This window comes from Pseudomonas sp. IT-P100 (assembly GCF_949767185.1).
GTDB classification, from domain to species: Bacteria; Pseudomonadota; Gammaproteobacteria; order Pseudomonadales; family Pseudomonadaceae; genus Aquipseudomonas; species Aquipseudomonas fluorescens_B.
This window is the reverse complement of record NZ_CATKQK010000056.1, coordinates 269,737-294,395: the sequence shown is the minus strand read 5'-3', so window position 1 is coordinate 294,395 and position 24,659 is coordinate 269,737. Positions and strand designations below refer to the sequence as shown.

36 protein-coding genes are annotated in these 24,659 nt (G+C 58.8%); 29 read left to right on the top strand and 7 right to left on the bottom strand.

Annotated elements, in window-relative coordinates:
• Window positions 1-144: 144 nt before the first annotated feature.
• The 4 genes from ACM6IQ_RS26790 to ACM6IQ_RS26775 are packed head-to-tail and all read right to left on the bottom strand — an operon-like array spanning window position 145 to window position 2,596.
• On the bottom strand, window positions 145-1,065 hold the full coding sequence (locus ACM6IQ_RS26790) for an SH3 domain-containing protein (protein ID WP_414880265.1): 921 nt from the start codon (window positions 1,063-1,065) through the stop codon (window positions 145-147).
• Complete coding sequence (locus tag ACM6IQ_RS26785; protein ID WP_414880264.1) at window positions 1,049-2,107, bottom strand: tyrosine-type recombinase/integrase; 1,059 nt, start codon at window positions 2,105-2,107, stop codon at window positions 1,049-1,051. The genes ACM6IQ_RS26790 and ACM6IQ_RS26785 overlap by 17 nt, the downstream gene beginning before the upstream one ends.
• Before the next feature lie 4 nt (window positions 2,108-2,111).
• Window positions 2,112-2,351, bottom strand: a complete 240-nt coding sequence (locus ACM6IQ_RS26780) for a helix-turn-helix domain-containing protein (protein ID WP_414880263.1) — start codon at window positions 2,349-2,351, stop codon at window positions 2,112-2,114.
• Complete coding sequence (locus ACM6IQ_RS26775) at window positions 2,348-2,596, bottom strand: helix-turn-helix domain-containing protein (RefSeq protein ID WP_095013735.1); 249 nt, start codon at window positions 2,594-2,596, stop codon at window positions 2,348-2,350. The genes ACM6IQ_RS26780 and ACM6IQ_RS26775 overlap by 4 nt, the downstream gene beginning before the upstream one ends.
• 85 nt (window positions 2,597-2,681) lie before the next feature.
• Between ACM6IQ_RS26775 and ACM6IQ_RS26770 the strand changes: the two genes are divergently transcribed.
• From ACM6IQ_RS26770 to ACM6IQ_RS26725, 10 genes are all read left to right on the top strand, one after another.
• Complete coding sequence (locus ACM6IQ_RS26770) at window positions 2,682-2,909, top strand: hypothetical protein (RefSeq protein WP_414880262.1); 228 nt, start codon at window positions 2,682-2,684, stop codon at window positions 2,907-2,909.
• A gap of 10 nt (window positions 2,910-2,919) precedes the next feature.
• Complete coding sequence (locus tag ACM6IQ_RS26765) at window positions 2,920-5,595, top strand: toprim domain-containing protein (RefSeq protein ID WP_414880261.1); 2,676 nt, start codon at window positions 2,920-2,922, stop codon at window positions 5,593-5,595.
• The gene (locus ACM6IQ_RS26760) at window positions 5,595-6,035 is read left to right on the top strand and encodes a hypothetical protein (protein ID WP_414880260.1); all 441 of its coding nucleotides are present in this window, start codon (window positions 5,595-5,597) and stop codon (window positions 6,033-6,035) included. The genes ACM6IQ_RS26765 and ACM6IQ_RS26760 overlap by 1 nt, the downstream gene beginning before the upstream one ends.
• Before the next feature lie 30 nt (window positions 6,036-6,065).
• Complete coding sequence (locus ACM6IQ_RS26755; protein WP_414880259.1) at window positions 6,066-6,359, top strand: hypothetical protein; 294 nt, start codon at window positions 6,066-6,068, stop codon at window positions 6,357-6,359.
• 11 nt (window positions 6,360-6,370) lie between these two features.
• On the top strand, window positions 6,371-6,622 hold the full coding sequence (locus ACM6IQ_RS26750) for a hypothetical protein (protein ID WP_157741985.1): 252 nt from the start codon (window positions 6,371-6,373) through the stop codon (window positions 6,620-6,622).
• Between the two features lie 62 nt (window positions 6,623-6,684).
• Window positions 6,685-6,966 carry a hypothetical protein gene (locus ACM6IQ_RS26745; RefSeq protein ID WP_414880258.1) on the top strand — a complete coding sequence of 94 codons (282 nt, stop codon included), beginning with the start codon at window positions 6,685-6,687 and terminating at the stop codon, window positions 6,964-6,966.
• A complete protein-coding gene (locus tag ACM6IQ_RS26740) occupies window positions 6,959-7,375 on the top strand; it encodes a DUF2528 family protein (protein ID WP_414880257.1) in 417 nt (138 codons plus the stop codon). The genes ACM6IQ_RS26745 and ACM6IQ_RS26740 overlap by 8 nt, the downstream gene beginning before the upstream one ends.
• Entirely contained in the window at window positions 7,372-7,656 is a 285-nt protein-coding gene (locus tag ACM6IQ_RS26735) for a hypothetical protein (RefSeq protein ID WP_414880256.1), read from the top strand. Before ACM6IQ_RS26740 ends, ACM6IQ_RS26735 begins: the two co-directional genes overlap by 4 nt.
• Window positions 7,653-7,883, top strand: a complete 231-nt coding sequence (locus ACM6IQ_RS26730) for an Arc family DNA-binding protein (RefSeq protein ID WP_414880255.1) — start codon at window positions 7,653-7,655, stop codon at window positions 7,881-7,883. Before ACM6IQ_RS26735 ends, ACM6IQ_RS26730 begins: the two co-directional genes overlap by 4 nt.
• Window positions 7,877-8,128 (top strand): hypothetical protein, encoded by a 252-nt coding sequence (locus tag ACM6IQ_RS26725; RefSeq protein ID WP_414880254.1) that lies wholly within the window; start codon window positions 7,877-7,879, stop codon window positions 8,126-8,128. Before ACM6IQ_RS26730 ends, ACM6IQ_RS26725 begins: the two co-directional genes overlap by 7 nt.
• Window positions 8,129-8,910: 782 nt before the next feature.
• Here the strand turns inward: ACM6IQ_RS26725 and ACM6IQ_RS26720 are convergent.
• From ACM6IQ_RS26720 to ACM6IQ_RS26710, 3 genes are all read right to left on the bottom strand, one after another.
• A complete protein-coding gene (locus ACM6IQ_RS26720; protein WP_414880253.1) occupies window positions 8,911-9,168 on the bottom strand; it encodes an ogr/Delta-like zinc finger family protein in 258 nt (85 codons plus the stop codon).
• A 77-nt stretch (window positions 9,169-9,245) separates the two neighbouring features.
• Complete coding sequence (locus ACM6IQ_RS26715; RefSeq protein WP_414880252.1) at window positions 9,246-10,112, bottom strand: phage portal protein; 867 nt, start codon at window positions 10,110-10,112, stop codon at window positions 9,246-9,248.
• Complete coding sequence (locus ACM6IQ_RS26710) at window positions 10,024-12,081, bottom strand: terminase large subunit domain-containing protein (protein WP_414880251.1); 2,058 nt, start codon at window positions 12,079-12,081, stop codon at window positions 10,024-10,026. The genes ACM6IQ_RS26715 and ACM6IQ_RS26710 overlap by 89 nt, the downstream gene beginning before the upstream one ends.
• Before the next feature lie 163 nt (window positions 12,082-12,244).
• Here ACM6IQ_RS26710 and ACM6IQ_RS26705 point away from each other — a divergent pair, with 163 nt between their 5' ends.
• The 19 genes from ACM6IQ_RS26705 to ACM6IQ_RS26615 all read left to right on the top strand — a co-directional run bounded on the left by ACM6IQ_RS26705 (window position 12,245) and on the right by ACM6IQ_RS26615 (window position 24,654).
• Window positions 12,245-13,171: a GPO family capsid scaffolding protein gene (locus ACM6IQ_RS26705; RefSeq protein WP_414880250.1), complete on the top strand. Its 927-nt coding sequence runs from the start codon at window positions 12,245-12,247 to the stop codon at window positions 13,169-13,171.
• A 1-nt stretch (window position 13,172) separates the two neighbouring features.
• Window positions 13,173-14,195, top strand: a complete 1,023-nt coding sequence (locus ACM6IQ_RS26700) for a phage major capsid protein, P2 family (protein ID WP_414880249.1) — start codon at window positions 13,173-13,175, stop codon at window positions 14,193-14,195.
• Complete coding sequence (gpM, locus tag ACM6IQ_RS26695; protein ID WP_414880248.1) at window positions 14,192-14,926, top strand: phage terminase small subunit; 735 nt, start codon at window positions 14,192-14,194, stop codon at window positions 14,924-14,926. Before ACM6IQ_RS26700 ends, gpM begins: the two co-directional genes overlap by 4 nt.
• A 96-nt stretch (window positions 14,927-15,022) precedes the next feature.
• Window positions 15,023-15,484 (top strand): head completion/stabilization protein, encoded by a 462-nt coding sequence (locus ACM6IQ_RS26690; protein WP_414880247.1) that lies wholly within the window; start codon window positions 15,023-15,025, stop codon window positions 15,482-15,484.
• A gap of 8 nt (window positions 15,485-15,492) precedes the next feature.
• Window positions 15,493-15,963 (top strand): hypothetical protein, encoded by a 471-nt coding sequence (locus tag ACM6IQ_RS26685; RefSeq protein WP_414880246.1) that lies wholly within the window; start codon window positions 15,493-15,495, stop codon window positions 15,961-15,963.
• Entirely contained in the window at window positions 15,960-16,406 is a 447-nt protein-coding gene (locus tag ACM6IQ_RS26680) for a phage tail protein (protein ID WP_414880245.1), read from the top strand. Before ACM6IQ_RS26685 ends, ACM6IQ_RS26680 begins: the two co-directional genes overlap by 4 nt.
• Window positions 16,396-17,076, top strand: coding sequence for a phage virion morphogenesis protein (locus tag ACM6IQ_RS26675; protein ID WP_414880244.1), 681 nt, complete (start codon window positions 16,396-16,398; stop codon window positions 17,074-17,076). The genes ACM6IQ_RS26680 and ACM6IQ_RS26675 overlap by 11 nt, the downstream gene beginning before the upstream one ends.
• 11 nt (window positions 17,077-17,087) lie before the next feature.
• The gene (locus tag ACM6IQ_RS26670) at window positions 17,088-18,203 is read left to right on the top strand and encodes a DUF2586 domain-containing protein (protein ID WP_414880243.1); all 1,116 of its coding nucleotides are present in this window, start codon (window positions 17,088-17,090) and stop codon (window positions 18,201-18,203) included.
• 6 nt (window positions 18,204-18,209) lie between these two features.
• Window positions 18,210-18,659 (top strand): phage protein, encoded by a 450-nt coding sequence (locus tag ACM6IQ_RS26665; protein ID WP_414880242.1) that lies wholly within the window; start codon window positions 18,210-18,212, stop codon window positions 18,657-18,659.
• Window positions 18,659-18,871 carry a TraR/DksA family transcriptional regulator gene (locus tag ACM6IQ_RS26660; protein ID WP_414880241.1) on the top strand — a complete coding sequence of 71 codons (213 nt, stop codon included), beginning with the start codon at window positions 18,659-18,661 and terminating at the stop codon, window positions 18,869-18,871. The genes ACM6IQ_RS26665 and ACM6IQ_RS26660 overlap by 1 nt, the downstream gene beginning before the upstream one ends.
• On the top strand, window positions 18,868-19,170 hold the full coding sequence (locus tag ACM6IQ_RS26655; protein ID WP_414880240.1) for a hypothetical protein: 303 nt from the start codon (window positions 18,868-18,870) through the stop codon (window positions 19,168-19,170). The genes ACM6IQ_RS26660 and ACM6IQ_RS26655 overlap by 4 nt, the downstream gene beginning before the upstream one ends.
• Window positions 19,167-19,700, top strand: coding sequence for a lysozyme (locus tag ACM6IQ_RS26650; RefSeq protein ID WP_414880239.1), 534 nt, complete (start codon window positions 19,167-19,169; stop codon window positions 19,698-19,700). The genes ACM6IQ_RS26655 and ACM6IQ_RS26650 overlap by 4 nt, the downstream gene beginning before the upstream one ends.
• Window positions 19,700-20,158 carry a lysis system i-spanin subunit Rz gene (locus tag ACM6IQ_RS26645; RefSeq protein ID WP_414880238.1) on the top strand — a complete coding sequence of 153 codons (459 nt, stop codon included), beginning with the start codon at window positions 19,700-19,702 and terminating at the stop codon, window positions 20,156-20,158. Before ACM6IQ_RS26650 ends, ACM6IQ_RS26645 begins: the two co-directional genes overlap by 1 nt.
• 42 nt (window positions 20,159-20,200) lie before the next feature.
• The gene (locus tag ACM6IQ_RS26640; RefSeq protein ID WP_414880237.1) at window positions 20,201-20,494 is read left to right on the top strand and encodes a putative phage tail assembly chaperone; all 294 of its coding nucleotides are present in this window, start codon (window positions 20,201-20,203) and stop codon (window positions 20,492-20,494) included.
• Between the two features lie 20 nt (window positions 20,495-20,514).
• The gene (locus tag ACM6IQ_RS26635) at window positions 20,515-20,658 is read left to right on the top strand and encodes a DUF6890 family protein (RefSeq protein ID WP_414880236.1); all 144 of its coding nucleotides are present in this window, start codon (window positions 20,515-20,517) and stop codon (window positions 20,656-20,658) included.
• Window positions 20,659-20,665: 7 nt separating this feature from the next.
• Entirely contained in the window at window positions 20,666-22,651 is a 1,986-nt protein-coding gene (locus tag ACM6IQ_RS26630; protein WP_414880235.1) for a phage tail tape measure protein, read from the top strand.
• The gene (locus ACM6IQ_RS26625; protein ID WP_414880234.1) at window positions 22,648-22,965 is read left to right on the top strand and encodes a DUF2590 family protein; all 318 of its coding nucleotides are present in this window, start codon (window positions 22,648-22,650) and stop codon (window positions 22,963-22,965) included. Before ACM6IQ_RS26630 ends, ACM6IQ_RS26625 begins: the two co-directional genes overlap by 4 nt.
• Window positions 22,962-24,137 (top strand): baseplate J/gp47 family protein, encoded by a 1,176-nt coding sequence (locus tag ACM6IQ_RS26620; protein WP_414880233.1) that lies wholly within the window; start codon window positions 22,962-22,964, stop codon window positions 24,135-24,137. Before ACM6IQ_RS26625 ends, ACM6IQ_RS26620 begins: the two co-directional genes overlap by 4 nt.
• Window positions 24,130-24,654, top strand: coding sequence for a phage tail protein (locus ACM6IQ_RS26615; RefSeq protein WP_414880232.1), 525 nt, complete (start codon window positions 24,130-24,132; stop codon window positions 24,652-24,654). Before ACM6IQ_RS26620 ends, ACM6IQ_RS26615 begins: the two co-directional genes overlap by 8 nt.
• The last annotated feature ends 5 nt before the right edge of the window (window positions 24,655-24,659 follow it).

Sequence of the window (24,659 nt, the reverse complement as noted above, 5' to 3'; positions counted from 1 at the left end):
CTCATAATCCTTTGGTCCACGGTTCAAGTCCGTGTGGGCCCACCAACTCCAAAGCCGCGCATTGCGCGGCTTTCGCCTATCTGATGGGTCGAAACTGAACATTTCACAAACGCAATAGTCCACAAAACGTCCACGCCAGAATAATTATCGAATCAAGGGGTGGGTGTACTTTCGTGATATCCAACCTTCCACACCGTCTTCACCAACCACGGAAACATGCAGCCAGTCACGGTTTCCGCTGTCCAGAACTTCAAGCACCGACCGGTCTGGGATACTTACCGAGATGATCCCGTGCTTCATTCCTGGGCCCTCGCGTAACCGAACATCATCGCCTTTCACTAGACGATAGCCCTGCAGCAACTCCGCAGGCACATCCTTCTCGCACAGGAAATTCCGAACGGCTTTGCCTGCTTGGTTTGCCGTCAACATCGGTGCAATTTTTGGCTGAAAGAAGCACAGCTCCTGCCTAGCAGCGCTCTGAAACTCTATGTACTTACCCATAAAGCTGATGATCAGCATCAGCACTAAAGCCAGATACTGACTGTGATCCTTGGGTAGAGCGCCAGGGGATTCGCCACGATCAAGGCGTTCAATGATCTGCTGTTCAAGCTCCAAGTGGTTACTGCTGACCACCCTTGCATCACAAGTCGCCTCGACCGATACGGTTGCAACACCGACCCCATCAATGAGCTGTCCGATATCTGGCCCACGCCCTGACAGCAGGTACTCGGCAAGCGGTGAGCCTGCAAACCGCTCCATTGCGGCAGACAACTCCGCCGCGGATCTGACTGCCTGTTGGAGCTGAGGCGAAGCCATAAACCCTTCAATGGCCTTTAGCCCCGACTGCACCTCAGGAGTCTGCAGAAATTTGATGACGCCGCTGGCAAATCCCTGCTGGAAAGCGATCACTTGCTTCATCGCAGGGGATGCCAAGAACCCAGTGATGGCCTCAAGGGCTTGCGGTGTAATCAGTTGCTTTACAAGCTCGCGCTGCAACTCGCCGCTTTCAAACATGGCCTTGCGCTGCTCCAGTACGGTCAGACTCTTATCAGGTCCCTTCACCATTTACCCCTCCTTTGCGACTTGCCAGCGGATTGAGATTCACCACATCAGCCAGGTGCCCCGGGCTGAAATGGGCGTACTTCTGCGTCATAGCGAGGGTGGTGTGCCCCAGAACGCGCTGCAGGGTCAGGATGTCACCGCCGTTCATCATGTAGTGGCTAGCAAAGGTGTGGCGCAGGACGTGGGTCAGCTGGCCGTCCGGAAGATCCAGCCCGATCTGTTCCACCACTTTGCGGAAAAAGTTGTAGCCAGGTCGAAATGGCAGGGCCGCCTGCATCGCGTCCTGCAGAGTCTTGGTGATTGGCACGGATCTGTTTTTGCTGCTTTTCGTCTTGCTGTAGTGGATCAACCCACTGCGCACCTGGCGCGACTGCAGCGCTTCTGCTTCGCCCCAACGGGCACCAGTGGCCAGGCACACCTGTGCAATCAGCCCAGCATCGGATTCAGTAGCAGCCAGGGCCGTCAGCAGCGTATCTATCTGATCGCCCGACAGGTAGGCCATTTCGGCTTCGTCGAACTTCAAAGCCCGCACCTTCTCCAGCGGGTTTCCCCCCGACCATTCGCCCAAGCGCTCCAGCTCATTGAACACCGCACGCAGGTAGGCCAGTTCGTGATTCAGCATGTTGGCGCTAATCGGCTTTGGCTTCTCGTCCGCTTTGCTGAACCCACGCCCGGGCTTCGCCCTGGTGTGCTTACCCTCGGCCCGCTCCGCGCGGTAGGTTGCAAAGTGGTTTGCAGTGAACTTGAACACCTTCGGGTCGCCCATGCGCTTGGCCATGGCCAGCAGCAGGGCCTGACGTTGCTCGCCCGTTTTGAGATTCTGCCCGTGCAGGGTGTACCAACGTTCGATCAGCTCAGACAGCCGGCGCTCGTCCAGCTTGGGTTTCTTCTCGAATTCACCTTTTGCACCATCACCCATGGTGCGGTTGAGGAACACCTGGGCTTCGTTTTTGGTGCGGAACTTTCGACGAATCCGTGGCCCACTTCGACCTTCTGGCCTACAGTCGACCAGCCACCGGCCGTCTGCTTGCTTTTCGATGGACACGGGACTACACCGGGCTGATCTGCCCGGCCTCCGGGGCAGTCTGGCCGGTCATCAGCCACAGCGTGTATTTGGTGAACAGGGGATGCTGAGTGACTTTCAGCAGCTCTGATGAAGCCACTGTTTTGCTTCTTCCGTACTCATATCCTTTCCAGGTGTTGATGCCGATTCCTGACAGTTCACACATCTCAGACTGGGTCAGCCGCTCCCGAGTGCGTATCAGGCGCAGCTTTTCACCGAGATTCATTGGCCGATCACCGGGCTAATCTGCCCGCAAGCAGGTGCTGTCTGGTCCGTTACCAGCCATAGCGCGTACTTAATAAACCGGGGATGGGTTGTGATCTTCAGCAATTCGCCCGAGCTCACCTCCTTTCGCGCCCCATATTCGTATCCCTTCCATGTACCAAGCTTGATCCCTGTCACTTCGCAGATTTCCGACTGAGTCAGTCGCTCGGTTAAACGAATTTCCTTGAGCTTTTGCCCGAGTTCCATGTACGCCCCTTGACCTTACTCATTTGAGTACTTAGTATCCTCATATGTGTACTTTTACTGCACATATGACTAAGGAGCTTATCAAATGCAGATCACCATAGACACGCCCTACACCACAGTTCGCGAGCTTGCTCGTAGGTCGGGACAGTCAGAACGGGCAATCCGGAACGACATTGAGCGCGGCCGGATCCTTGTTCGAGCCAAGAGCGAGGGGTCCAAAGAAGCACTGCTGATCAACATGGTCGCCTTGGCCATCGAAGCTGCAGAACAAGCAGAACGTGTGTCCGTCAAACAAGCCGCCGCTAAGCGCTGAGGGGCGGTCAATGCAATTCGAAGACATCTATCGCCTGGAAGTGGTCAATGCCCTGGAGCATGACCACGACCTGGACTTTAAAGACATCGGCGAAAAGTACCTGCAGAAGGGGGTCTGCCCAGGCTGCGGGGAACGCACCCTGTACATAGCTCGTAAGCAGCCGTACCAACTCAAATGCAACCGCCTGAATCAATGCCAGCACGAAGAAAAGACCCGCGAGCGTTACAGCTATTTGTTCGAAAACCTCAGTGAACGCTTCCCCCGTACAGAGCTAAATCCGAACGCTACTGCTGACGCCTACCTGCAGCGCAACCGCGGTTTCGACATCAGCAAAATGAAGGGCTGGTATGAACAAGCCCGGCGGCAAATGCCGGATGGCCAATGGGCTGACACCGTCCGCTTTCCTCTATGCAACGGCTACTGGGAACGAATCATTGACGCCACGATGGTTAAGGCCAACGGCGGCGACAAAGCGGGCATCAAGAAAGGCATGAGCTATCGATCGGGCGGCTGGATGCCGCCTGGTATGGCAATCGAGAGCGGCGATAACGTCTACATCGTTGAAGGGATCTTCCACGCGATCGCACTCCACCTGGCTGGTTACAAGGTGATCGCCTCAATATCGGCGAACAACTTTCCTTGGGACGTGATCGAGGCCAACAAGGGCAAGAAGGTGCGCTGGATCATCGCTCTGGACGACGACAAGGCTGGGCACCTGGTGATTCCCAAATACCGTCGGCAGCTGCATGCGATGGATGAGCTCGCCTGGGTCGCTCTGGCCGGCACAGACCGTGATTGGGACGACGTATACCGCGACGGTCAGCTGGACGACGCATTCATGCAGGAGGCCAGCTACCAAGGCCGGTTGTTCGTCGCACCCAACCCAGCAAAAAAGGCCTTCTTGCTTCACATGAAAAGGCCCCTGAATTTCTTCCTATTGGATTTTGGCAATCGCCTGTACACGGCAAAGGTCAACTCCGATGAGTTGAGCAAAGAGTCCAACAAGGACAAGGAGCAGGACGGAGGCGCTCAGCCGAAAACCAGAGAAGAACTGTTCGACAAATACTGCGATATCAAGCAGGTGGCCAACTGTGTGCCGCACTTTGAGTACATCCAAAGGGATGCGCTTAGTGGTGACCAGCAGTTCTTTTTTCAATTCAACTTTCCGAATTCCGCTCAGGATTGTAGGGAGCCACTGGCGCCCAACTCCATCGGTGATCCACGTAGTTTTTCCAAGTCGCTGCTGGAACGCACGCCTGGTGGAAATTTCGAAGGCGGCGAAAAAGTGCTGGCCATGTTGCGTAGCAAATGGCTGGAAAACGCTCTGACCGTTCGGGCTCTGCCTTTCGTTGGCTACGATGCAGCGAGCAAGACCTACTGCTATCAAAAGTTTGGTTATCACAAAGGCCGGGAGCACTTGGCCAACTCTCATGGCTATTTGGAGATTGGTAAAACCGGTCTGAAAACCTCTTTGAGTAGCCTGACACTGACACGCGGCGCCGACTTCGATCCGTACTGGTTTTCTGACTTCTTTGAAGTCAACGGCATGAATGGTTTGGCCTCGCTGGCGTGGTGGACGGGCTCCCTGTTCGCTCAACAGATCCGCTCGACCCAAGAATCATGGCTGTTCTTTGAATTGACCGGTGATGCCGGCGCCGGCAAATCCAGCTTGCTGCGTTTCTTGTGGAAGTTATTGGGGCGAGCGAACTATGAAGGCATGAAACCCAACACCACCGGTGCCAGTGCCATCGGCCTGACGCGTGCGTTATCTCAAGTCAGCAACCTACCGGTGGTGTTGATCGAATCAGACAGCACAGTGGTTGACGCGCAAGGCCGCGAAACGACGAGCCAATACAACTGGGAGAACTGGAAATCACTCTTTGACCATAACGCAACGCTTCGAACAGTAGGCATCAAGTCATCGAGCAATGACACAGACAGCCTGATTTTCCTTGCTGCACTGTGCATATCGCAGAACGCCAGGGTGGGTGGTACAGATGCCATTCTGACGCGGATTGCTCACATGCACGCTACTCGAGCGGGGCATACACCCGCTCGCAAGATCGTGGCCAACCGCTTGAACGCCATCCCTGTTGAAGAACTTGCAGGTTACTTGCGCCGATGCCTAGAGCAGGAAAGCAACTGGCTGGCACGTTACTTTGAAGCCTTTGCAGAGTACGAGAGCCGACTACAAGCAAACTCAGTTATCCAGCATCAGCGAATCGTGCTTTGCCATGCGCAACTCATGGCCGCGGCTAAGGCCACTCAGTCGTTGTTCCCAGAGTGGAGCGATCAGACCATGGAGCAGTTGTACAAACACGTAGAAGCCCGCGCCATTGATCGCCAGCAACTTGTGAGCAGTGAAAACCCGACGGCAGCCAGGTTCTGGCAGATCTATCACTACCTCAATGAAAAGGTGGTCACGATCAACGACCAGGACGGAGTCCGCGAGAACACACTGGAGACATTGAATCACAGCTCCGATCGGACCTTGATCGCTATCAATATCGAACACTTCCACAACGCCTGCCGACTCGCTGGCCAGGAAGTCATCCACGCGACTCAATTACAACGCGCCCTGCCGCAAAGCAGCTCACATACCTTCCTTGAAGTGCGCAAAGTCCGATCGTGTATCGAGAAGCGGCCACTCAACTGCTGGGTCTTCCGCAAGGGAGGTAAAGAGTGATGAACATTGCTGAGACCAACCTCCGTATGCGGGGGCGTATTGGGGTAATTGAAGAAATGCGTGTGTGGCCGACGACCTGCCGGAACATCCGGAACATTATTTGTATTTATAAAAATATCTATAAAAAACATATAGATAACAAGAAGCACATCATTGCCAACTGCCGGAACATACCGGAACGCGCCGGAACATTTCCTGCTGAGCTGTTCCGGGAATGTTCCGGTTACCCAGTTTCCCGGAACATCGCTACAAGCCTTACCAGTCAAGGCTTCCAGCCAATCAGTCAAAAAAAATGTTCCGGTATGTTCCGGCGAATGGTGAACGGCCTTCGAACCCTTAAAACGCAAGCGGGCCGGGAGCTACAGCCAATCCCATCTTTGTTGTTCCGGATGTTCCGCCGTACAGGTGGGCACACACATCTTTTTAGCGCGAACGCCTGACCGCCATTCCCTCCGAGAAGGAGCAACACCATGCAACTACAAGTCATCACCGGCCATGCAGGCACAGGCAAAACCACCAAGCTGCAGGCAATTCAAACCGAGCTGGCCAGCCAAGGTATCGAAGCCCCGATCATTGTCGGTGCGAGCTGTACCACTCCGTTCTTTCTGAACCAGATCGCCAGCCGGGCCCTGGCCGGTGCCAAGCACTTTCTGGCCGACGACTGCACCCGGGCTCAGATCAAAGCGGTGCACGATCTGCGCGCACGCGGCATCAATTCCGGGTTGCCGGAATATCTGGTTATCCACTTGGTGCAGCAAGCGTAAGGGGCAAGGCCATGAATATTCGTTACTGCGCAAACACGTTGCCCGGCCATCTTCCTTTGCCCACGAGCTACGTGGATATGTGCACTGCTGAACAGTTGGCCGAATTGGCTGCCGCCGCTCACTGGCGGGATCACCCAGAGGAAACACCAACGTTCGTCACCGTCATTCACCTGCAGGAGGTGGACGGTCACGACTTGGGATTGTTTGAAGTGCGCTGTGAGCAGCGCCCGGTATTCACGGCAAGCCAGTTGCGGCAAGCCTGATAGAGACGGTGTCGAGGAGTTCGCAGCTCCCCGACACCAACCACCACAAGAGGAGCAACACCATGCAAGCACAGCACCCAAGCAGCAGCAATTCGAAGGCTATCACATCGCCGGCCGAAGGCATGCAGGAGGCGCGTCACTTGATGGCCATCCGCATCGTCGGTACCGCACTTTTCGATTACCAGGTGCGGAGGACTCCCGACGCACGGATCCGCCTCGAGTCACTGGCCACCATGGCTCAAGCCCAGGGCGATTTGACTGAAATTGAAGCGCTCGTCGTGGCCCAAGTTCTCGCCACTCCCAACAACTCTATCCAGCAGATACAGGAGCGAAACCATGTCTGAGCAAACGAACATCAAGCGGTACAAAGTGAAGGACACCTGGAAGGACTATGAGGTGACCCTTGAGGTAAACCTTGACCGCCTGACAGTGGAGCGCGCTGGGCTCATCAATAGCTTTTGGACAGGGGCTGACGATCGTCGGGAAGAGGAAGACGGTGACATCATTCGCACCGTCGTCCGCCTGGCCGGGCTCGAGGTGATCTGTGAAATGCTCGAGGATGGCGGTGCCGAGTTTTCTAGTAGCTGCAATGCTTATCCAGCTCGAAGCTCGACCTGGGCCCTTCAAAACAAAGAGGGCTGGGGTGGCAAGATTGAGGGGGACGAATTCGGATGGTGTGGAATCCGCGTAGTCGCCGCTGATGTTCAGGTCCCCAACTTTGAGGACTTGGCATTGGTAGAGGTGGCCTTATGAGCGATTCCAGCCACCAGTCGCGCTTGGTGTACCCGCCCCTAGGTTTTGACCCTGACCTAGTACCTGATCTGCTAGTCGTTCTCATGGCCAACATAGAGGAAGCCTTACTGGCAACTGGTGCTAGCCCTATCGTCGATTACAGCCGACTCGACCTCCTGCAAGCAGCCACGCCGTTTGTAGTAAGAATGTTCGAAGCCCCGAACACACAACCGATGAAAATCGTCACTGATTGGCCAGTGAACGCCAACAAGCCAACCGATGCTGAAGGACGCAAGCAATGAATGACTCCCGCGAACAAGACAAGTTTGTAATCCGCCTGCCGGAGGGCCTACGCCCTGAGATCGCGGCCATTGCTCGCCTCAACCATCGCAGCATGAACGGAGAAATTATCAGCCGCCTGCAGCGCACTCTCATCCTGGAACAACTTCAGGAAAGGCAAAGCGAACTCATCGCCCAGTTGCTCAAACGTATTGATACGCTGGAATCAAAAGAGGCTTCCCCATGCTGATCGACGGACAATTCATCGCCATCAGTGAGGCGCAGTATGACCACGCCCGTAAACAGCTCGGGCTGCCTTCCGACTTTCACCTGGTCGAAGCTACTGCCCTCCTCCACCACAATACAGGGAATGGCATTGCGCACATTCCATTGCCGGCGGGATTTGTCGTCGCAGCCTTCGAAGACCGACAAGGTCACCGCCGTTACGGTGTTGTCACGCTCACTCCTCAACCGCAACAATTCGTCACACTTTAGCGACTAAAATCCGCAAAGTGTTTCAGCTTCCCCAGGGCGCTTCGGCGCCCTTTTTTACGGTTGAAATTTATACTCCCCAACCGCATTACAAGCTCGATAGTCAATCATCCAAAGTGCATGAATTTGAAATTCATGCATCGATATATCGAACGAAAAAATCTAACCCTCAGTATTTTCTCCAAACAACGACGGCCTCGAAAGCCCACCACGCCAACGCTATTGCGTTAAAACGCATTTACGTCAATGCGCTTTAACGCCTTACATACATATGTAAGTGCGCATTCACGAAACTATAATTTCATGCAGATCGTTAATTCGTTATTTCGTTACTTGTACATTTGGTCATTTGTACATTTGTCCGGTGCTTCGTGACTACGTACGATGATATTGCACCATGCCACTCCGAAAAATCGGCACAAAACCCAATCAACGCGGGCTTCCCAGGCACCGTCGAACGATGTAGCTTGGTTTTGTTGGAAACTTCCGAATTAAGTCAACACAAGTCAACACAGCCAAAAAAATATTATTTGACAATCTAATTTTCAAATACGTAAAGTGCGCCGCATCTGACCCGCCCAGCATGGAGCCATTGAAATGGACGCGCGTACTATTACAACCACTCGAGACGTCATAGAAGAGGTAGCAAAAGTTATAATTTCGCTAAGTGTTTCGGTAGGCGCGAGGCCGTTGAATGAAGAGGAAAGCGGCGGAGTTGTAGCGACCATGATGTGGAGTCATAGTCGACTATTGGAATGTTCCAGAGATTTAGGAATGGTATTCAATCAAGCGGGCAAAGAACTTAGTTGATCGAATAGCTGCCGCTGTTTGGACACAGGGAGCTCGCGTAGTCGGTCGAAAATCAACTGGTCGACCGACGCCGCCGATGGACGCAAAGGATGCGAGTAGCTGAGGCTCATCACGAAGGAATGGCCGCAACGCGGATCGAGGCACTGGCAATACAACTTGGCGTACTCAACCGACATGTTCTCACGTGATCCGATCCGAGCTTTACCGCCACAATCCCTACAAGTGATCCGCATTGCATCCCTCCCCCAAGGTGTACGTATGCACACTATTGTGCCACATCTGTAGTGGCACCTCTAAAAACTACCCAACATCAAGTAGTTGCAGCAGGTTCCGGCGCCTCTCTCCAGGCAATTCGTCGATCCGCCCGCAACGTATCGTTGAGCTGATTGAATAATTGGCAAATCGGCCGGATCTCGTTGCTGGTGTACACACGATCGATCTTTTCAATATCGCCAAAGCCGGCGCTGTTTTCCGGGATGATCCCCGCCAATGCCGGGTTCATTCGCCAGGCGGCGATCACATCGTTGCGGGTGATGTTTTTGACCTTCTCCAGCTCATCCTTGGCCTGGAAATCCCCCACGGGGATGATCTGAATGGCGTTTTCCTTGCCGTTGGGGATGTTGACGAACATCGAGCGGAAGTTACCCACACCCTTGCTGGCACTGATCTGGGCGCGCAGGTTTTCTTCGTCTTCTTCGGTCAGGTCTGGATCGTTGGTGTAGAAGATGTAACCCGCGTGGGCGCCGTTGCTGTAGTAGCGGCGGCGGAACAGGGTCGCGGCCTCGTTGAGCAACAGCGCCTGCAGGCCGCCCAGGTAATCCGGGATGCCATAGATGGTCTGCTCGACGTCGTAGTCCATGACGTGCTCGATCTCGTCCTGGTCGAAGTCCATGAATTTGTTGTCCGGCAGCAGCATCCGGAAACCACCGTCCACTTTCACCCGCATGTTGATCGCCGGCAGATGCTGCAGCTCTAGGACTTGGCCGAAGGCATTGGTGTCGCGATAGAAAAACGCATCGCCGAACACCATGTAGTCCAGACCCGCGCAGCCCATGGTCCGAGCGCTGCAGCCGGCCGAAGGGATGAACTCACGCAGCAGCAAGTTGCGTTTGAATTTCGGAATGGCGCCGTGGTGCGCGTTGGCGCGCAGCAGCTTGGCCAGGCCGGTGCGTGACACCGGCGGCTTGTAGATCTCTCCGTCGTCGCAGGGGAACACCCCCACGTACTCGCCGATGTTCCCCGACAACACCTGTTCGGGTTCCCCGAAGGTGAATGCCCGCATGGACTGTTGCTGTTGCACCTGCTGGTTGACCTGGCGTTTTCTGTGTCGAGACTTGGGCATTGTTTCCACTCGTGACGTAGCGGCTGCGTCGCCGCTTGTTGGTGTTCAAAGGTTCGTTGGCCAGGGCGTGCATGACCGCCCAGGCGATATCGGCGTGGCCGGTGGCGTCGGTGCGCGAAGCGCTGTAGGTAACCTGGCCGCTGTTGGTGGTGCCGCGCTTGATGGTCAGGAACGCCTGGGCGATGTCGGTCCAGCCGGCTTCCCACTCGATGCGGCTGCCCGAGATCGTGTCCTGGGCCTTGAGCACCAGGGCGTTTTTGGCCTCGAGGCTGTAGTGGATCGGAGTGGCCTTCGCGTAGAAGTCGCGCACCAGGTCGAACACGCCGTATCCCACGCCGGTGACATCGATGCCGATGTGCTGGACGTTGAAACGCTCGGTGAGCTTCTTGACCTGGGCGGCCTGGTAGGTGAACGAATGCCCCCGCCAGCTGTGTTTCTCCAGGATGCGAAATTTCGCCCCGGGTTCGAGCGGCGGAGCGATGACCACGCAGGTGGCGTCGTCGCGGGTGCGACTCGGGTCGTAGCCAAGCCAAACCGGGCTGTTGCCAAATGGCCGATCGTCGTCGGGCTTGTAGTCCTCCCACAGCGATAGGTCGGAATAGCAACGCTCGAGGTCCTTGAGGCTGAATGCGCTCTGCGTGCTGTCGATGAATTTGCAGTAGAACAGTTGCTGGAATTTGTCTTCGTCGTACTCCAACTGCAGCTGCTCGAGGTCGAACAGATCGCAGCCACCGTCGATCGCATCCTGGATGGTGATGGTCTTGCGCCACTGGCCGTCCGGACACAGCGCGCCCTGGGTGTAGGCCGCTTCGATCGGCCAGGTGCCGCCGGCTTTTTTGCCGCGCTTGCTGTTGCGGAACTCATCGCCGGACCAGAACGGATAGGCCTGGTGCGATACGGCGCTGGGGGTCGAAAAGTAGGTTTTGCGCCACTTCTTGTGGGTGCCCATGGCGCTGGCCACGGTGCTCAGTTTTTCGAAGTCGCGAATCCAGAAATATTCGTCGACGTAGACGTGCCCGTGGTAGCCCTGGGCGGTGCTGCTGTTGGTGCTGAGGAAGCGCAGTTCCGCGCCGTTGCTCAAGGTGATGGGGTTACCGGTCAGCTCGATCCCGAACCACTGCTGGGCGAACTGGATGATGTAGCTGCGAAAGATCTCCGACTGCGATCGGCTGGCCGACAGGAACACCTGGTTGTCGCCACTCAGTACCGCGTCCATGAACGCTTCGCCGGCGAAGTAGTAGGTCAGGCCCACCTGGCGGCTTTTGAGGATATTCCGGATCCGGCACGTCAGTGGGTTTTGCTTGGCGGCGAACAGCTCCTGCTGGTAGCGGTACATCTTGCTGATGAACTTATCCAGAAAGTCGACTTCGGTCAGGCCGCTGATGTCGTTCTTGGCCTTCTTCTCACGTTTCTTGCCGCTACCTTCGCCACGGCCTGAGCGTTCACCACGCGAGCGCTGGCGAGGCTCTTGGGGCTCGCCCTGGTCGTCTCCGGACGTTGCCGCTACCGGCGCCGGTTTGGCTGCTTGCTTGAGCAGCCGTTCGCGCACGGCGGTCAGCCGGTCCAGTTCGTTTAGATCGTCCTTGGACAAGCTGCCGACCTTGTCCAGGAGCAGGGTGATACGCCGACCGACAGCGGTCAGCGGTTCCTCGTCCGACAGCATGTCTTCCCAGCCACCCTGGCGGATCCAGTAGTAGACGATCCGGATGTTGGGCAGGTTGAGTTGCGCCTGGATTTCCTTGGCCTTACAGCGGCGCAGAAACAGACGTTTGGCGGCTTCTTTAACTTCGGTCGAGTAGTACATGGGCCGCAGTCTATGCGGCGAAAACCGCGAAAACGCGGGGTTAAATTCCGCGTTTCACCTAGATCGCGAATCTAGGAGAAACGCGCAATTGAACCGTTTGTTAGAGGGCAAACGGCTCCCTATCGTGGCGGCTCAAATCACCGATTGAGCGCAGTTATCGCCCATGCCCCGTTCCCTTACGTCCTACTGGAAACGTGTTGCCACCAGCGGCCCGACCGTCGATGGTCGAGAGATCCTTCCCCAGGAACTGCGCGACATCGCCGAAACCTACACCCCATCGCTGTACACCGCAGTTATCTGGTGCGAACACGAACGTTGGTTCGGATCCTTCGGGACAGTTTTTGCTGTCCGCCTCATTGAAGAAGGCGATGATCTGGAACCTGGACAAGTTGCTCTTGAAGCGCAGCTGAAGCCAAACGACAAGCTGCTGCGCTTGAACGACGCCGGCGAAAAGCTGTTCACCAGCATCGAGATCAGGCCGAATTTCCGTGGCCGTGGCAAAGCCTATATGACTGGCATCGCGGTAACTGACGAACCGGCCAGCGTCGGCACCCAGGAACTCTACTTTTCCAGCCGCACCAGCCGTGACGCTTACTTTGCTGCCTCGCAAGAGCTTGGTTCCCTGCTCGAAACCGAGCCGCAGGGCGAGATCGGGCGCCTCGCCACGATGTTCACCCGCTTATTCAAGCGCCTGAGCATTGAAGACACGCCTACCGAAACCACCCCGCAAACCCCAACCGAGAGCAAACCCCCAATGGATGAAGCTACCGCAACGGCCCTGAAAGCCCTGCTGGCACAGCTGCTGGTTGTCGCTGCCGGCATTCAGGCCGTGATTGAGCCTGCAGCTGCAGAAGCACCCGAACCAGAGCAAGCCCCGATCGACGACGTCACTGCAGCAGTTGACGCGATCGTCACCACTGCAGAAGAAGAGCGCGAATTCAGTCGTAACGGCGGCGCTTCGAACAAAGCCGTATTGGCTGCACTGGCTGGTCTGCAAAAGCAGTTCACTGCGATTCAGAACACCCCCACCGGTCGCCAGCTGCCGCGCAATCCCGGCCCAGTAACCACTACCAAAACGCGGGTGCTCTAACATGGCTCGTTCCCTCAGCGCCTACGGCGCCCAAATGTACGCAAAACTGCAGCTTGCGATCGCCGAAACCTATGGTGTCGAGCTGTCCAGCAAGATGTTCAACGTCGAACCGACGGTCGCCCAGGAACTGAACGAGGCCATCACCGCCAAGTCCGATTTCCTTTCTCGCATCAACGTCATCGGCGTGACCGAGATCAAGGGCGAGAAGGTGTTCATTGGTGTTTCGGGTCCGGTCACCGGCCGCACCAATACCAAGACCACCGATCGCGAAGCCAAGGACGCTTCGGAGCTGGACCACACGACCTACGAACTGTCCTCGACCGAGTCGGACGTAGGGCTGCCGTACGCCAAAATTGATGCCTGGGCCAAATTCCCGGACTTCCATCAGAAGTACTCCGCGGCTGTCCAGAAACAGATCGCCCTTGACCGCATCATGGTCGGCTTCCACGGTCTCAATGCGGCCGCGCAGACCGATATCGTCGCCTATCCAATGCTTCAGGACGTCAACAAGGGTTGGCTGCAGCAGTTGCGTGAGCAAGCCCCGCAACAGGTACTCAAGGAAGGCGTGGCGGGCTCCGGCAAGGTCAAGTTGGGCGCCGGTGGCGACTATTCCAATCTCGACGCCCTGGTGCACGACACCAAACAAATGGTGGACGAGCGTCTGCGTGATGGCGGCGACCTGGTGGCGATCATCGGTAGCGATCTGCTCGCCGCCGACAAGGCCAAGCTGTACGCCAAACAGGGCGATACGCCAACCGAAAAAGAGCGCATTGAAGAAGCCCAAGTCATCGAGACTTACGGCGGCCTGCCGAGCTTCAGCGTGCCGTTTTTCCCGGTCAACGCCGTGCTGGTCACCAGTTGGGACAACCTGTCGATCTACTTCCAGGATTCCAGCTGGCGTAAGCAGACGGTCGACAACCCAAAACGCTCCCGTGTCGAGGACTACAACAGCCGCAACGAAGGTTATGTGATCGAGCAGTTAGAGAAGATCGCTCTGACCGAAAACGTGGAGCTGTTGGCGTGAGCCTGGCCCTGGCGCACAAGCGCCGCACCTTGGCCACGGGTGTGGCTGCTGTAGCTGTTGCCCTGTCGGGTGCGGCCATGGCGTACACCCCGGACGACGCGTTGAGTAGCCCGGCCAATGCCCGCAAACACCTGCTGCTGCAGGAAGCGGCGCTGGACGTGGATCTGGAGCGTCTGAGCGCGCTCAAGAACCTTGCCAGCAAACAGGCGCTCAAGCGTGAAGAGCTTCTGCCCAAGTACCAGGACTATGTCCAGCGCTACTGCGAATCGGGGCTGAACTTCCCGAACCGCGTTGTGGTGCAGGTGATGGTCTGGCTGTTCGACACCGTGCAGTTCGAGGACGCCCTGGAACTGGCGGACTTTCTGATCGAGCAGGGCCAGCAGATGCCGGAGCGCTTCAAGCGCCGCGACATCCAGACCTTTGTCGCGGACTTCGTCATCGACTGGGCTTACGCCGAATACAACGCCAGCCGCAGCCCGGAACCGTATCTGTCCGACCTGTTGCCGCGTGTGGACGGCGAATGGGACCTGACGGAGCAGATCCCGAGCAAGTGCCACAAGTTGATCGGCATGCGTGCCCAGGACGCTCAGCAGTGGGAAACCGCGATCAAGCATCTTGAGCGCTCCACCGAGTTGTACGCGAAGGCCGGCAACGAAACTCGCCTCGAAAAATGCCGCAAGGCACTGGCCAAGGAACTGGCAAAAACATCGGCCGCACCGGCCTCCGAATAACCGACTACCCCCCCAGCGGGGACCTGTGGAAGTGAGCCGCCCATTTATGGACCGTCCCACTGAAAACAGGCTCCCCGCCCTATTTGAGCGGTCAGCATGAGCTTTTCAGGCAAACCTACCAACATCGTGGAACTGGCGATCGAGAACGACGGCTTCTGGCCGAACCTCTCCATGGCTGAGTTCCAGAACGGTTATCGCCTGCCGGCGGAGTACCTGGTGGACTTGCTGACCGCTGAGTTGACCACGGCCATGATCGAGGTAAACCGCGATCTGGCCGAGCTAAAAGCGCGGTGGCAGGGCGCTGGAGTGTCAAGCGTTGAGTCTGCAGACACCACCGTCCTGCCGGAGCGCACTTTTCAAGCACAGACGTATAAACGCGCTGTGTATTGCCGCGCCAAAGCCAGCTTGCTGACCCAGTTCGCGACCATCATTCGTCGCGACAGCGCCGAGAACCTGGGTAAAGAACTGCCGGACCGTCCGGAAACCTTCCTGGCTTTCAGCCAGCAGGCCGTGCGCTCGCTGCAGGGCCGTGGCCGCATCACGGCTGCGCTGCTATGAGGACGCAAATGAAGATTGCCTATCTGGAAATTTCCCCTCGTCTGACTGGGAAAACACAGCGGCTCGTCAGTTTAGCCAACGACCTTTCAACCCAGGCGGCCCCTGTGGTGTTCGTGTGCATTCCGGGCCTTGTCCAGAGACTGCAGGCTGCTATGCCAAACGTCATTGTATTGGCTGATAGCCAGCCTCTCCCCCCGGGCGTCAACGCGCAGAAGGCTGTCTGGTTTTACGACGAGTTCGATTGGTTGAAGTCGACGGTCATTCGCGAGGGTGGCTATTACGCGACCACAGCAGCGCGTCTTCGTGAGGCGGGCTCTCCGATCGAGGGGGACATCCTCATGGGCTTGCTCGAGGCCAATGGTCAGCGTCACGAGCGACATTTTATGCCCGCCTACCAGCAGGAGTTTGTGCGTGATCACCGGGCAATGATGTCCCCACGTGATTTCCGCCTGAGCATGCTGGGGGAGTTCCTGGCATGAACAAGCTCCGCGCCCTGACCACCTACCTGATCGACTGCCAGCTGGCACAGCCCGAGCAGATCGACAGCTGGGCCGAGCAGGTCAACCTCGAGCTGATCTGGAAGGACACCACGCTGGGCCTGCACATGGGCGACATGCGTTATCGCGCTGTCCTGGTGATCGAGCGCTTCACCGAAAACCCCGCGCTGCTGATGGCGTTGCTGGGCGGCTGGCTGGAAACCAACGATCCCGATCGCGACGACGACCTGCCGGCACCGAATTTCGCCATTGACCAGGTCACCCCGGACGAAGCGGACCTGGAACTGACCCTGGAGTTCGTGGAAGCCCAGCACCTGGCCGAAGATCCCAACGGAAAGGTCCAGGCTTTCGGCAAGACCTGGGGCCTGGTCGACTTCGACCTGTGGACGGCTGAACACGGCGAGGTGCGCAGCGGTGGCGCGTAGCACTTTCGAGCTGGACGTCCGGGGGCACCTGGGTGTCGACGAACAACTGGCCCTGCTGAGCCTGCCCCCGCAACTGCGCCGGCGACTGCTCAACAACGTCAGCAAGCGCGTGCGCACCATCAGCCGTAAGCGGATCCGCGAGCAGCGCAACTTGGACGGCTCGCCGTTCGAGGCGCGCAAAGGCGACGGCAAAGGCAAAAAGAAGATGGAAGCCGGCCTGGGCAAGTTGCTCCAGGTCACCAGTGTGAGCCCAGACAGCGCGACGTTGGGCTGGCGTAACGGCTTGACCAGTTGGGTCGCCGCACAACAACACAACGGTGCCTCCGAACGCCGAACCGCTGCGCAGATGCGCCGCTGGAACCGGGTGCCGGAAGGGCTGGCAGCCACGGACAAGCAGGCAAAGCGCTTGCGTCGTCTGGGCTTAAAGGTGCGCCAAAAGGGCAAAAAGAGCCTGACACGGCCGTCCGTGGCCTGGATTCAGGAGCACGTGAACTACGCCAAGGCGGGGTTGCTGATTCGCATCCTGTCCGACGAAAAAGCCGAAGGCACCGGTGCGCAGAGCTGGGACATCACCCTGCCTAAGCGCCAGTTCCTGGGCGCTGGCACCGAGCAGGAGACCAGCCAGCTGGTTCACCAGGTGCTGGAACAAATCCTCAACTCCCCCAAATAACGAGGCACTGCATGGCACTTGGCAAAGTCAGCGTTAACAATCTCAACCTCGGCCAGGGTGCCGTGACCGAGATCGAGCGCTATTTACTGTTTATCGGCCCCGGGCAAAAGAGCGTCGACAGCCTGATTCCCCTGAACACCGACAGCGACCTGGCCGTGATGCTGGGCGCTGACAGCGATCTGAAAACTCAGGTCACGGCAGCCATGGCCAATGGCGGCGACCGCTGGGCCTGCTTGGCCGCTCCGATCGCTGACGACGGCGACTGGCTCGATGCGCTCGAAAAGGCGCAGCAACAGGGTTTCTCGGTGGAAGCGGTGGTGATCACCACGCCGGTGGAAGCCGGTGGCGAACTGTCAGCGATGCATGACGCCGCGATCGCCGTCAGCAATACCTACGGCCGCCGGCTGTTCGTCATGGCTTGCACGGCAGGCATCAACGCCGAAGAGCAGACCTGGTCGGACTACCTGACCGAACAGAAGGCGATCACCAAGGATCTGGCCGCGCCGCGCGTCCTGGTCGTGCCTCAGTTGCACGGCAATGACCTAGGCGTTCTCGCCGGTCGCCTGGCCAATGCCGCCGTCAGCATTGCCGACAGCCCAATGCGAGTGGCCACCGGTGCCGTGCTCGGCCTGGGCACCGTACCCACTGATAAAGAAGGCATCCCGCTGCCGTCGGCGATCCGTTCGGAGCTGGACAAAGCCCGCTTCTCGGTGTCGCAGACCTACCCCGACTACCCGGGTGTTTTCTGGGGTGACGGCAACATGCTCGACGCGCCGGCGAGCGACTTCCAGGTGGTCGAATACCTGCGTCTGGCCGACAAGGCCGCCCGCCAGGTTCGCCCGCTGCTGATCCAGCGCGTAGGCGATCGGCGCTTGAACAACACGCCCAACAGCATGGCGGCCGCTGCCAGCGCCTTCAAGAAACCGCTGCGTGTCATGGCCAAGTCCGCGAAGTTCGCCGGCCAGGTGTTTCCGGGAGAGATCGAGTCGCCGAAAGACGGCGACATCGTGATCGTGTGGCACACCAAAACCAAGGTCGAGGTGTACATCAAAATCAAACCCCTCAATTGCCCGAAAGACCTCACGGCGAACATCGCCCTGGACCTTTCCAACGACGATTCGGAGTAACCCCCTATGTCCCGTATTGGCGGTAAAAACTTCGACATCAACCTGGGCGATCTACAGGTCCATATCGAAAGCTGCACTCTGGATATCACCGACAACACCGCCGTGGCGCAATCCCGTGGCGTGCCCAATGGCCATGTCGACGGCGACGTCGCCGCCAGTGGCGAGTTTGAGTTCGACACCAGCAACTTCAACCTGCTGATCGAGGCCGCGGGCAAGGCCGGCAGCTTCCGCCAGCTGGAGCCCTTCGACGTGGTGTTCTTTGCCAAAGCAGGCGATGAAGAGCTGCGTATCGAGGCCTTCGGCTGCAAGTTGAAGGTGTCCAGCCTGCTCAGTGTCGACCCTAAAGGCGGCGAGAAGTCCAAGCACAAGGTGCCGTTCGATGTCACCAGCCCGGACTTTATCCGCGTCAACGGCGTGCCGTACCTGGCTTCGGAAGAGACCGAGGGCCTGCGCTGATGATGTGTCCGTTCGACCGTGCCCAGGCGCTGGAGCAACGCCAGCGTGATCAGGCGATCGCCGCGCAGCTCGCTGTTACACGGCCGAGCGGGCCGAGCCTGACCCATTGCCAGGACTGCGATGAGCCGATCCCGAAAAAACGCCAGGCGCTGGGCGGTATGACCCGCTGCGTGCCATGCCAAACCCTTTTCGAGCAAGGAAAGTGCCGATGACTGAGTCCGCAGCCAACGATCCAGTGCGTCACTTGGAACGCGATATGGCGGTGTTCAAGCACCGCCTGGTCAGCCTGGAAAAGCGTCAGGAGTCGGTGCCTACCCGCGTCACCAAGCTGGAACAACAGTTTGAACACATGTCCGGTCAGTTGTCGGAACTCAACGAAGGCCAGCAAAAGCTGACCGTCGTTGTGTCCGACATCGGCAAGAAAATCACCTGGGCCCTGGCCATTGCCAGCACCCTTTGGGCCATCCTGCAGATGATCGGCCCCACCCTGTTGCGGGCGGTATTCCCATGAGCCTGCGCGGCAAGATTGCCGCCGGCGGCATCGCACTCTGCAGCTCCACGCTGTTCCTGTTTCTGGGCACGTGGGAAGGCAACGGCCAGAACACCGTCTACGCCGACAAGTTGGCCCAGGGCCTGCCGACCGTGTGTAAAGGAATCACCCGACACACCAGTCCCTATCCGGTGGTTGTCGGTGACTACTGGTCGGACGCTCGCTGCAACGAGGTGGAACAGCTGGTTATCCGCAAAGGGCAACTGCAGCTGGCCGATTGCATCACCAATCAGCAGGTCGGCCAGAACACCTTCGACGCGCTGAGCAGCCATGGCCACAACTTCGGCGCGCCGAGCACCTGCGCCAGTCGGGCGGTAGGCCTGATCAACGCCGGGCGCATCAAGGACGGATGCAAGGCGCTGGCCTGGGCGCCTGACGGTAAAACCCCGGTCTGGGCATTCATCACCACCGCACAGGGCAAAAAAGTGTTTGTCCCAGGGTTGCACGCGCGCCGATTGGCCGAAGCGGCACTGTGCGAGGCCGGATTGTGATGCGCGAGGCCCTGTTTATCTTGGCGCTGGCCTTGGTGGCTTGGTTCGGCTTCGACCTGTTGGAAGGTCAGCGAGACACCGCCCGTGCAGAACGTGACGCCGCCCAGGGCGAGGTGGCCAGCCTGCGGGAAGTGGCCCGGATCAGCGGCGAAAAGCTGACCGCCCGAGACGCTATCGACCTTCAACGTACCCAGGAACTGACCAATGCACGCACTGAAATCGAGACTTTGCGCGCTGCTGTTGACGATGGCCGTCAGCGGCTGCGCATCAAAGCCACCTGCAGCGCCACCGCGCCCGCCAACGCCAACGCCGGCGCCGGCAGCGTGGCTGATGCAGGCACCGCCGAACTCGCAGCAGACGCTCGATCGGATTATTTCACCCTCAGAGATCAGCTCGCCCTCAGCAAGCAAATGATCCTGGGCCTGCAGGACTACGTGCACCAGGTGTGCCTGCGCTGACCTGACCCCCCCCTCAAACCAACCACTACAACGGACACGAACATGAGCCAGACCCAATCCCGCGACATCACCCTGGAAGTCGGTACCAAGGAATTCACCTTCACCCTGACACCCCAGGACGTGACCAAGTACTTCAACGCCATGACCGCCAACAACAAGGTGGCGCCGTCTTTCAACCTGCTTAGCAGCACCGTGTTGCCGGCCGAAAAGGCCGAATTGCGCGAGCTCATGGGCAACCCGGTGATGACGATGCAGATCGCCGGCGCGCTGCTCGAGGAGTACGCGCCTGACGTCGAGATCATCGTAAAAAAGCCCTTGAGCACGCTGACCGCCTGACCGAGGACGGCCTGGGCCAGTTGCTGGCCCTGACCAACCGATGGCTACCCGGTGCCGAGCCCAGCATTGAAAACATGGGCACGGCCAAGTGGCTGGAAGAAGAACACTGGAAACGCATGGAATTCGCCGTCGCAAACGGCATTGCCCATGCGTTGAACGGATAGGGAACACATGGCCGATCGTAGCGCCCGCCTGGATTTCATCCTGGCTCTGACCGACAAGGTCACCGCGCCCCTGGGCAAGGTAAAAATGGGCTTTTCCGAGCTGACCGAGCGAAGTGAAAAGAACATCAAGACCATGGGCATGGGCCTGGCGGGTGTTACCGGCGGCTTTGTCGCCATCAATGAATCGCTGCAGCCCGCGCTCGAGATGAACCGCGCCCTGGGCGAGGTCAAATCCTTGGGGGTGGCCGAAGACGCCCTACAGGCGCTGAACCAAAAGTCCCTGGAATTCTCGGTCGCCTACGGAGAAAACGCCCGGGATTTTGTCGCCTCCGCGTACACGATCGAGGGCGCCATCAAGGGCCTGACGGGCAGCCAGTTGGCCACCTTCACCAACACCAGCAACCTGTTGGCCAAGGCCACCAAATCCGACGCCGACACCATGGGCGCCTACGTGGGCACCATGTACAACCTGTTCAAGGGCCAGGCCGACGCCATGGGCAAGGGCGAATGGGTTGAAAAACTCGGTGGCCAGACGGCGCTGGCGGTGCAACTGTTCCGCACCGACGGTGCCCAGCTCAAGGACGCTTTCAAGGAAGTGGGCTCGATCGCCACCGCCGCCGGCGTGGACATCGCCGAGCAGTTCGCGGTGATCGGTTCGCTGAGCAGCACCATGGAAGGTGGCGACGCCGGCGGGCGCTATAAGGCGTTCTTCGAGAACCTGGGCGCGGCCTCGGAAAAGATGGGCCTGAAGTTCACCGACTCCAATGGCAAAGCGCTGCCCATGCTGCAGATCATGGAAAAGCTGCAGGGCAAACTGGGCGATCTGACCAGCGCGTCGGCCAGCACCAAGCTGATGGAGGCGTTCGGTGGCGAGGGTGCCCAGGTCATCACGTCGCTGGCGAAAGACACGGACCGCCTGCGCAACGGCATGGACAAGCTGGGCAAGGTGCGCGGCCTCGAGGACGCCGAGAACATGGCCAAGGCCATGGTGGATCCGTGGCAGCAGTTCGCGGCGGCAGTCGAAGCGCTGCGCATTGCCTTCGGCCAGGCGCTGATTCCGATCCTGACACCGTTGATGGCCAAGCTGTCCGGCATAGCCGGCACCATGACCCGTTGGACCCAGATGTTCCCCAACATCACCCGCGTGATCGGCATCGTCACGCTGACGATTTTTGCGCTCATTGCCGCCATGTCGCTGCTGACCTTTGCCGTCGGCGCCGGCCGCATGGCGTGGCTGGCGATCGTCACCGTCTGGAAGGTCGTGCAGCTGCTCAACCTGCGCGCGGTCGCTGGCTTCCTGCTGCAGGTGGCCGTCATCGCGGTGTACGTGGCTGGCCTGACGCTGCTGTACACGACGATGGGGATCATTCGCACGGCCATGCTGCTATGGCAGGGCGCGATCTGGCTGGTCAACGTGGCGCTGACCGCGAACCCGATCGGCGTCATCGTGATGGGCATCGCCGCCCTGGTCGCGCTGGTCGCCGTCGCCATTTACTACTGGGATGACTGGACGTCCGCGCTGATGGACACCGAGGCCTTCAAGTGGATCAGCGATCAACTGACCGCGCTGTCGGACTGGTTCGCCTCCATGGGCGGCTGGAGTGGCATGGCCAAGGCCGCGTGGGATGGCATCGTTGCGATCTTTCACACTGCGATCAACAGCCTGATCGAGATGCTGAACAAGATCCCCGGCGTCGACATCGAGACCAAGTTCGGCGCCATGCCCGAAGTGCCCGGTACCGACATTGGCGTCAACACCGTGGACGGCGGGGCTGCCGCGCAGAAAGCCCGGGACACCATCAATGCGGGCATTCCAAGCCTGTCGCCGGCGCGGCCCAACGCGGTGCCCCAGGGCGGGCTGCTGACCAGCATCCAGAACAACACCAGCAGCCAGAACAAGGGCACCCACGTGGAAAACTTGAACATCACCAACACCAAGCCCATGAGCCCGCTGGAGCTGGAAAACATGATGAGCATGGCGGTGCCGGGATGAGCGAATACATCGACCTGCTGATCCAGGACAACGACCTGGTGCTGGACCTGTCCCGTCAGCCGCTGCTCATCGATGACCGGGCCAGCATCGCCCAGGACATCGCGCACATGATCCGCGACAGCGGCCTGCTGGTGACCCTGGTCGCCGAGCGCGATCGGCTCAAGCAACGCGACTGCATCCAGCAAATGGAGCTGCTGGTGGAGGCGGACGAACGTCTGGTACCGGGCACGGCGTTGATCACCCAGCTCGAACCCGGTCAGTACCTGGTGACGGCCACCACCCTGAAATTCGGCAACATTGAGGTGACCTTTTGAGTGACGTGGATTTCAAGCAGGCATTAAACGATGCCGGCATTCCGACCACTGAGGCCGGCCTGCGCCAGGCGTGGGAAGCTGAAGTGGCCGCCCAGGGCAGTAAGCTCAGTAACACCAGCGCCTATTCGCCGTTTTGGCGGGTGGTCACCGCCCTGGTGACCAAGCCGGTGCTGTGGATCCTAGAGTTCTTCGTGGCCACCGTGCTGCCGAACTTCTTTGTCAAAACCGCCGTGGACGCCTGGCTGGACATGCTGGCCTGGGCGGTGAACGTCGAACGCAAGGGTGCGACCAAAGCCCAGGGCCTGCTGCTGTTCACCCGCACGGCTGCCGGCGGCGCGCTGGAAGTACCCGCCGGCACGCTGGTGCAGTCGGCTTCGATCAATGGCCACGTGTACCAGCTGGTGACGACGGCCATAGGCGTGTTCAGCGACGGCTTGATGCAGCTGGAGATCCCCGTGCAGGCCGTCGACACCGGCTCAGGATTTAACCTGGCGCCCGGGTATTACGCGATCTTGCCGGTCCCGGTACCGGGCATTGCCCAGGTGGTGAATAACGATGGCTGGCTGACCACACCAGGTGCGGATCCTGAACCCAATGACGAGCTGCGCCTGCGGGTGCGTAACCAGTTTTCGGCGGTCAACCAGTGGCACACCGACGCGGTGTACCGGGCGATGATTTCCGCCTTCCCGGGTGTGCGGCCGGACGGTGTGTATTTTGAGCATGGCGCGCCGCGTGGTCCGGGTAGCGCCAATGCCTATGTGCTGTTTGAGGCCGATGTGCCGGCGGCGACTTACCTGGAGCAGATCAACGCCCATATCCGCGACCAGGGCAACCATGGCCATGGCGATGACCTGCAGGTGATGGTGATGCCGGAAACCCAGCACGCACTGTCGATCGAGATCTGGCCACGATCGACGCTGACCGCTGATCAACGCCTGGCGCTCGAGGAAGGCGCGGCCCAATTCATCCGCGCCGCGTTCCGCGAAAGCACCGCCAGCGATTACCAGCCGACGCTGACCTTTCCGCAGTCGCGCTTTTCCTTCAGTCGCCTGGGCGAGGAATTGCACCAGCAGTTCGCCGGCATTGAGTCGCTGCACTTCGCCAATGCCGACATCGTGTCCGAGCTGAACATCCCGCGGATTCAGAGCCTGCAGGTGGTGCTGCATGATTAAGCTCGATCTCAAGTTCTGGCTGGCCGGTACCGAGCTGACCAAACTCAAGAACGCCGCCCAGGGCTGGTGGGAAAAGGTCGAGGGCTGGCTGCGCTGGCCCTTGATGCAGATGGACGCCGACACCTGTCACCTGACCGTGCTCGACCTGCTGGCCTGGCAGCGCGACATCACCCGCTTCAAGGGCGAGCCCGAAAGCCTGTACCGGTTGCGGGTCAAGTACGCCTTTATCAACGCCGTCGACGCCGGCAGCACCGCCGGGATGAAACGCATCCTGGTGCGCCTGGGCGTCGGCTACGTCGAGATCGAGGAGCGCCAACCCGACCGGGATTGGGACGTGGTGCTGCTGCGTTTCTCCGACTCCCAACTGTCGAAAAATCCCGAGCTGTTGCGTGTGCTGATCCAGCAGTACGGCCGCACGTGCCGGCGCTACGACTTTTCGACCATCACGCCGGTGCCTATGGGCGCCGCCCTTGTTCATTTTAACGACGATCAGCAAACGCTGGTTGCCCGCCTGTAGGAGCC

What these genes read in the sequence shown, in the direction of transcription:
- ACM6IQ_RS26750 (WP_157741985.1), top strand. Translation starts at nt 6,371, where the DNA reads ATGAATATTCGTTACTGCGCAAACACGTTGCCCGGCCATCTTCCTTTG.
- ACM6IQ_RS26730 (WP_414880255.1), top strand. Translation starts at nt 7,653, where the DNA reads ATGAATGACTCCCGCGAACAAGACAAGTTTGTAATCCGCCTGCCGGAG.
- ACM6IQ_RS26720 (WP_414880253.1), bottom strand. Translation starts at nt 9,168, where the DNA reads ATGCGGATCACTTGTAGGGATTGTGGCGGTAAAGCTCGGATCGGATCA.
- ACM6IQ_RS26665 (WP_414880242.1), top strand. Translation starts at nt 18,210, where the DNA reads ATGTCCCGTATTGGCGGTAAAAACTTCGACATCAACCTGGGCGATCTA.
- ACM6IQ_RS26640 (WP_414880237.1), top strand. Translation starts at nt 20,201, where the DNA reads ATGAGCCAGACCCAATCCCGCGACATCACCCTGGAAGTCGGTACCAAG.
- ACM6IQ_RS26755 (WP_414880259.1), top strand. Translation starts at nt 6,066, where the DNA reads ATGCAACTACAAGTCATCACCGGCCATGCAGGCACAGGCAAAACCACC.
- ACM6IQ_RS26740 (WP_414880257.1), top strand. Translation starts at nt 6,959, where the DNA reads ATGTCTGAGCAAACGAACATCAAGCGGTACAAAGTGAAGGACACCTGG.
- ACM6IQ_RS26790 (WP_414880265.1), bottom strand. Translation starts at nt 1,065, where the DNA reads ATGGTGAAGGGACCTGATAAGAGTCTGACCGTACTGGAGCAGCGCAAG.
- ACM6IQ_RS26645 (WP_414880238.1), top strand. Translation starts at nt 19,700, where the DNA reads ATGCGCGAGGCCCTGTTTATCTTGGCGCTGGCCTTGGTGGCTTGGTTC.
- ACM6IQ_RS26745 (WP_414880258.1), top strand. Translation starts at nt 6,685, where the DNA reads ATGCAAGCACAGCACCCAAGCAGCAGCAATTCGAAGGCTATCACATCG.
- ACM6IQ_RS26770 (WP_414880262.1), top strand. Translation starts at nt 2,682, where the DNA reads ATGCAGATCACCATAGACACGCCCTACACCACAGTTCGCGAGCTTGCT.
- ACM6IQ_RS26735 (WP_414880256.1), top strand. Translation starts at nt 7,372, where the DNA reads ATGAGCGATTCCAGCCACCAGTCGCGCTTGGTGTACCCGCCCCTAGGT.
- ACM6IQ_RS26775 (WP_095013735.1), bottom strand. Translation starts at nt 2,596, where the DNA reads ATGGAACTCGGGCAAAAGCTCAAGGAAATTCGTTTAACCGAGCGACTG.
- ACM6IQ_RS26680 (WP_414880245.1), top strand. Translation starts at nt 15,960, where the DNA reads ATGAACAAGCTCCGCGCCCTGACCACCTACCTGATCGACTGCCAGCTG.
- ACM6IQ_RS26760 (WP_414880260.1), top strand. Translation starts at nt 5,595, where the DNA reads ATGAACATTGCTGAGACCAACCTCCGTATGCGGGGGCGTATTGGGGTA.
- ACM6IQ_RS26705 (WP_414880250.1), top strand. Translation starts at nt 12,245, where the DNA reads ATGCCCCGTTCCCTTACGTCCTACTGGAAACGTGTTGCCACCAGCGGC.
- ACM6IQ_RS26655 (WP_414880240.1), top strand. Translation starts at nt 18,868, where the DNA reads ATGACTGAGTCCGCAGCCAACGATCCAGTGCGTCACTTGGAACGCGAT.
- ACM6IQ_RS26710 (WP_414880251.1), bottom strand. Translation starts at nt 12,081, where the DNA reads ATGTACTACTCGACCGAAGTTAAAGAAGCCGCCAAACGTCTGTTTCTG.
- ACM6IQ_RS26685 (WP_414880246.1), top strand. Translation starts at nt 15,493, where the DNA reads ATGAAGATTGCCTATCTGGAAATTTCCCCTCGTCTGACTGGGAAAACA.
- ACM6IQ_RS26725 (WP_414880254.1), top strand. Translation starts at nt 7,877, where the DNA reads ATGCTGATCGACGGACAATTCATCGCCATCAGTGAGGCGCAGTATGAC.
- ACM6IQ_RS26660 (WP_414880241.1), top strand. Translation starts at nt 18,659, where the DNA reads ATGATGTGTCCGTTCGACCGTGCCCAGGCGCTGGAGCAACGCCAGCGT.
- ACM6IQ_RS26765 (WP_414880261.1), top strand. Translation starts at nt 2,920, where the DNA reads ATGCAATTCGAAGACATCTATCGCCTGGAAGTGGTCAATGCCCTGGAG.
- ACM6IQ_RS26630 (WP_414880235.1), top strand. Translation starts at nt 20,666, where the DNA reads ATGGCCGATCGTAGCGCCCGCCTGGATTTCATCCTGGCTCTGACCGAC.
- ACM6IQ_RS26670 (WP_414880243.1), top strand. Translation starts at nt 17,088, where the DNA reads ATGGCACTTGGCAAAGTCAGCGTTAACAATCTCAACCTCGGCCAGGGT.
- ACM6IQ_RS26690 (WP_414880247.1), top strand. Translation starts at nt 15,023, where the DNA reads ATGAGCTTTTCAGGCAAACCTACCAACATCGTGGAACTGGCGATCGAG.
- ACM6IQ_RS26700 (WP_414880249.1), top strand. Translation starts at nt 13,173, where the DNA reads ATGGCTCGTTCCCTCAGCGCCTACGGCGCCCAAATGTACGCAAAACTG.
- ACM6IQ_RS26625 (WP_414880234.1), top strand. Translation starts at nt 22,648, where the DNA reads ATGAGCGAATACATCGACCTGCTGATCCAGGACAACGACCTGGTGCTG.
- ACM6IQ_RS26650 (WP_414880239.1), top strand. Translation starts at nt 19,167, where the DNA reads ATGAGCCTGCGCGGCAAGATTGCCGCCGGCGGCATCGCACTCTGCAGC.
- ACM6IQ_RS26615 (WP_414880232.1), top strand. Translation starts at nt 24,130, where the DNA reads ATGATTAAGCTCGATCTCAAGTTCTGGCTGGCCGGTACCGAGCTGACC.
- ACM6IQ_RS26780 (WP_414880263.1), bottom strand. Translation starts at nt 2,351, where the DNA reads ATGAATCTCGGTGAAAAGCTGCGCCTGATACGCACTCGGGAGCGGCTG.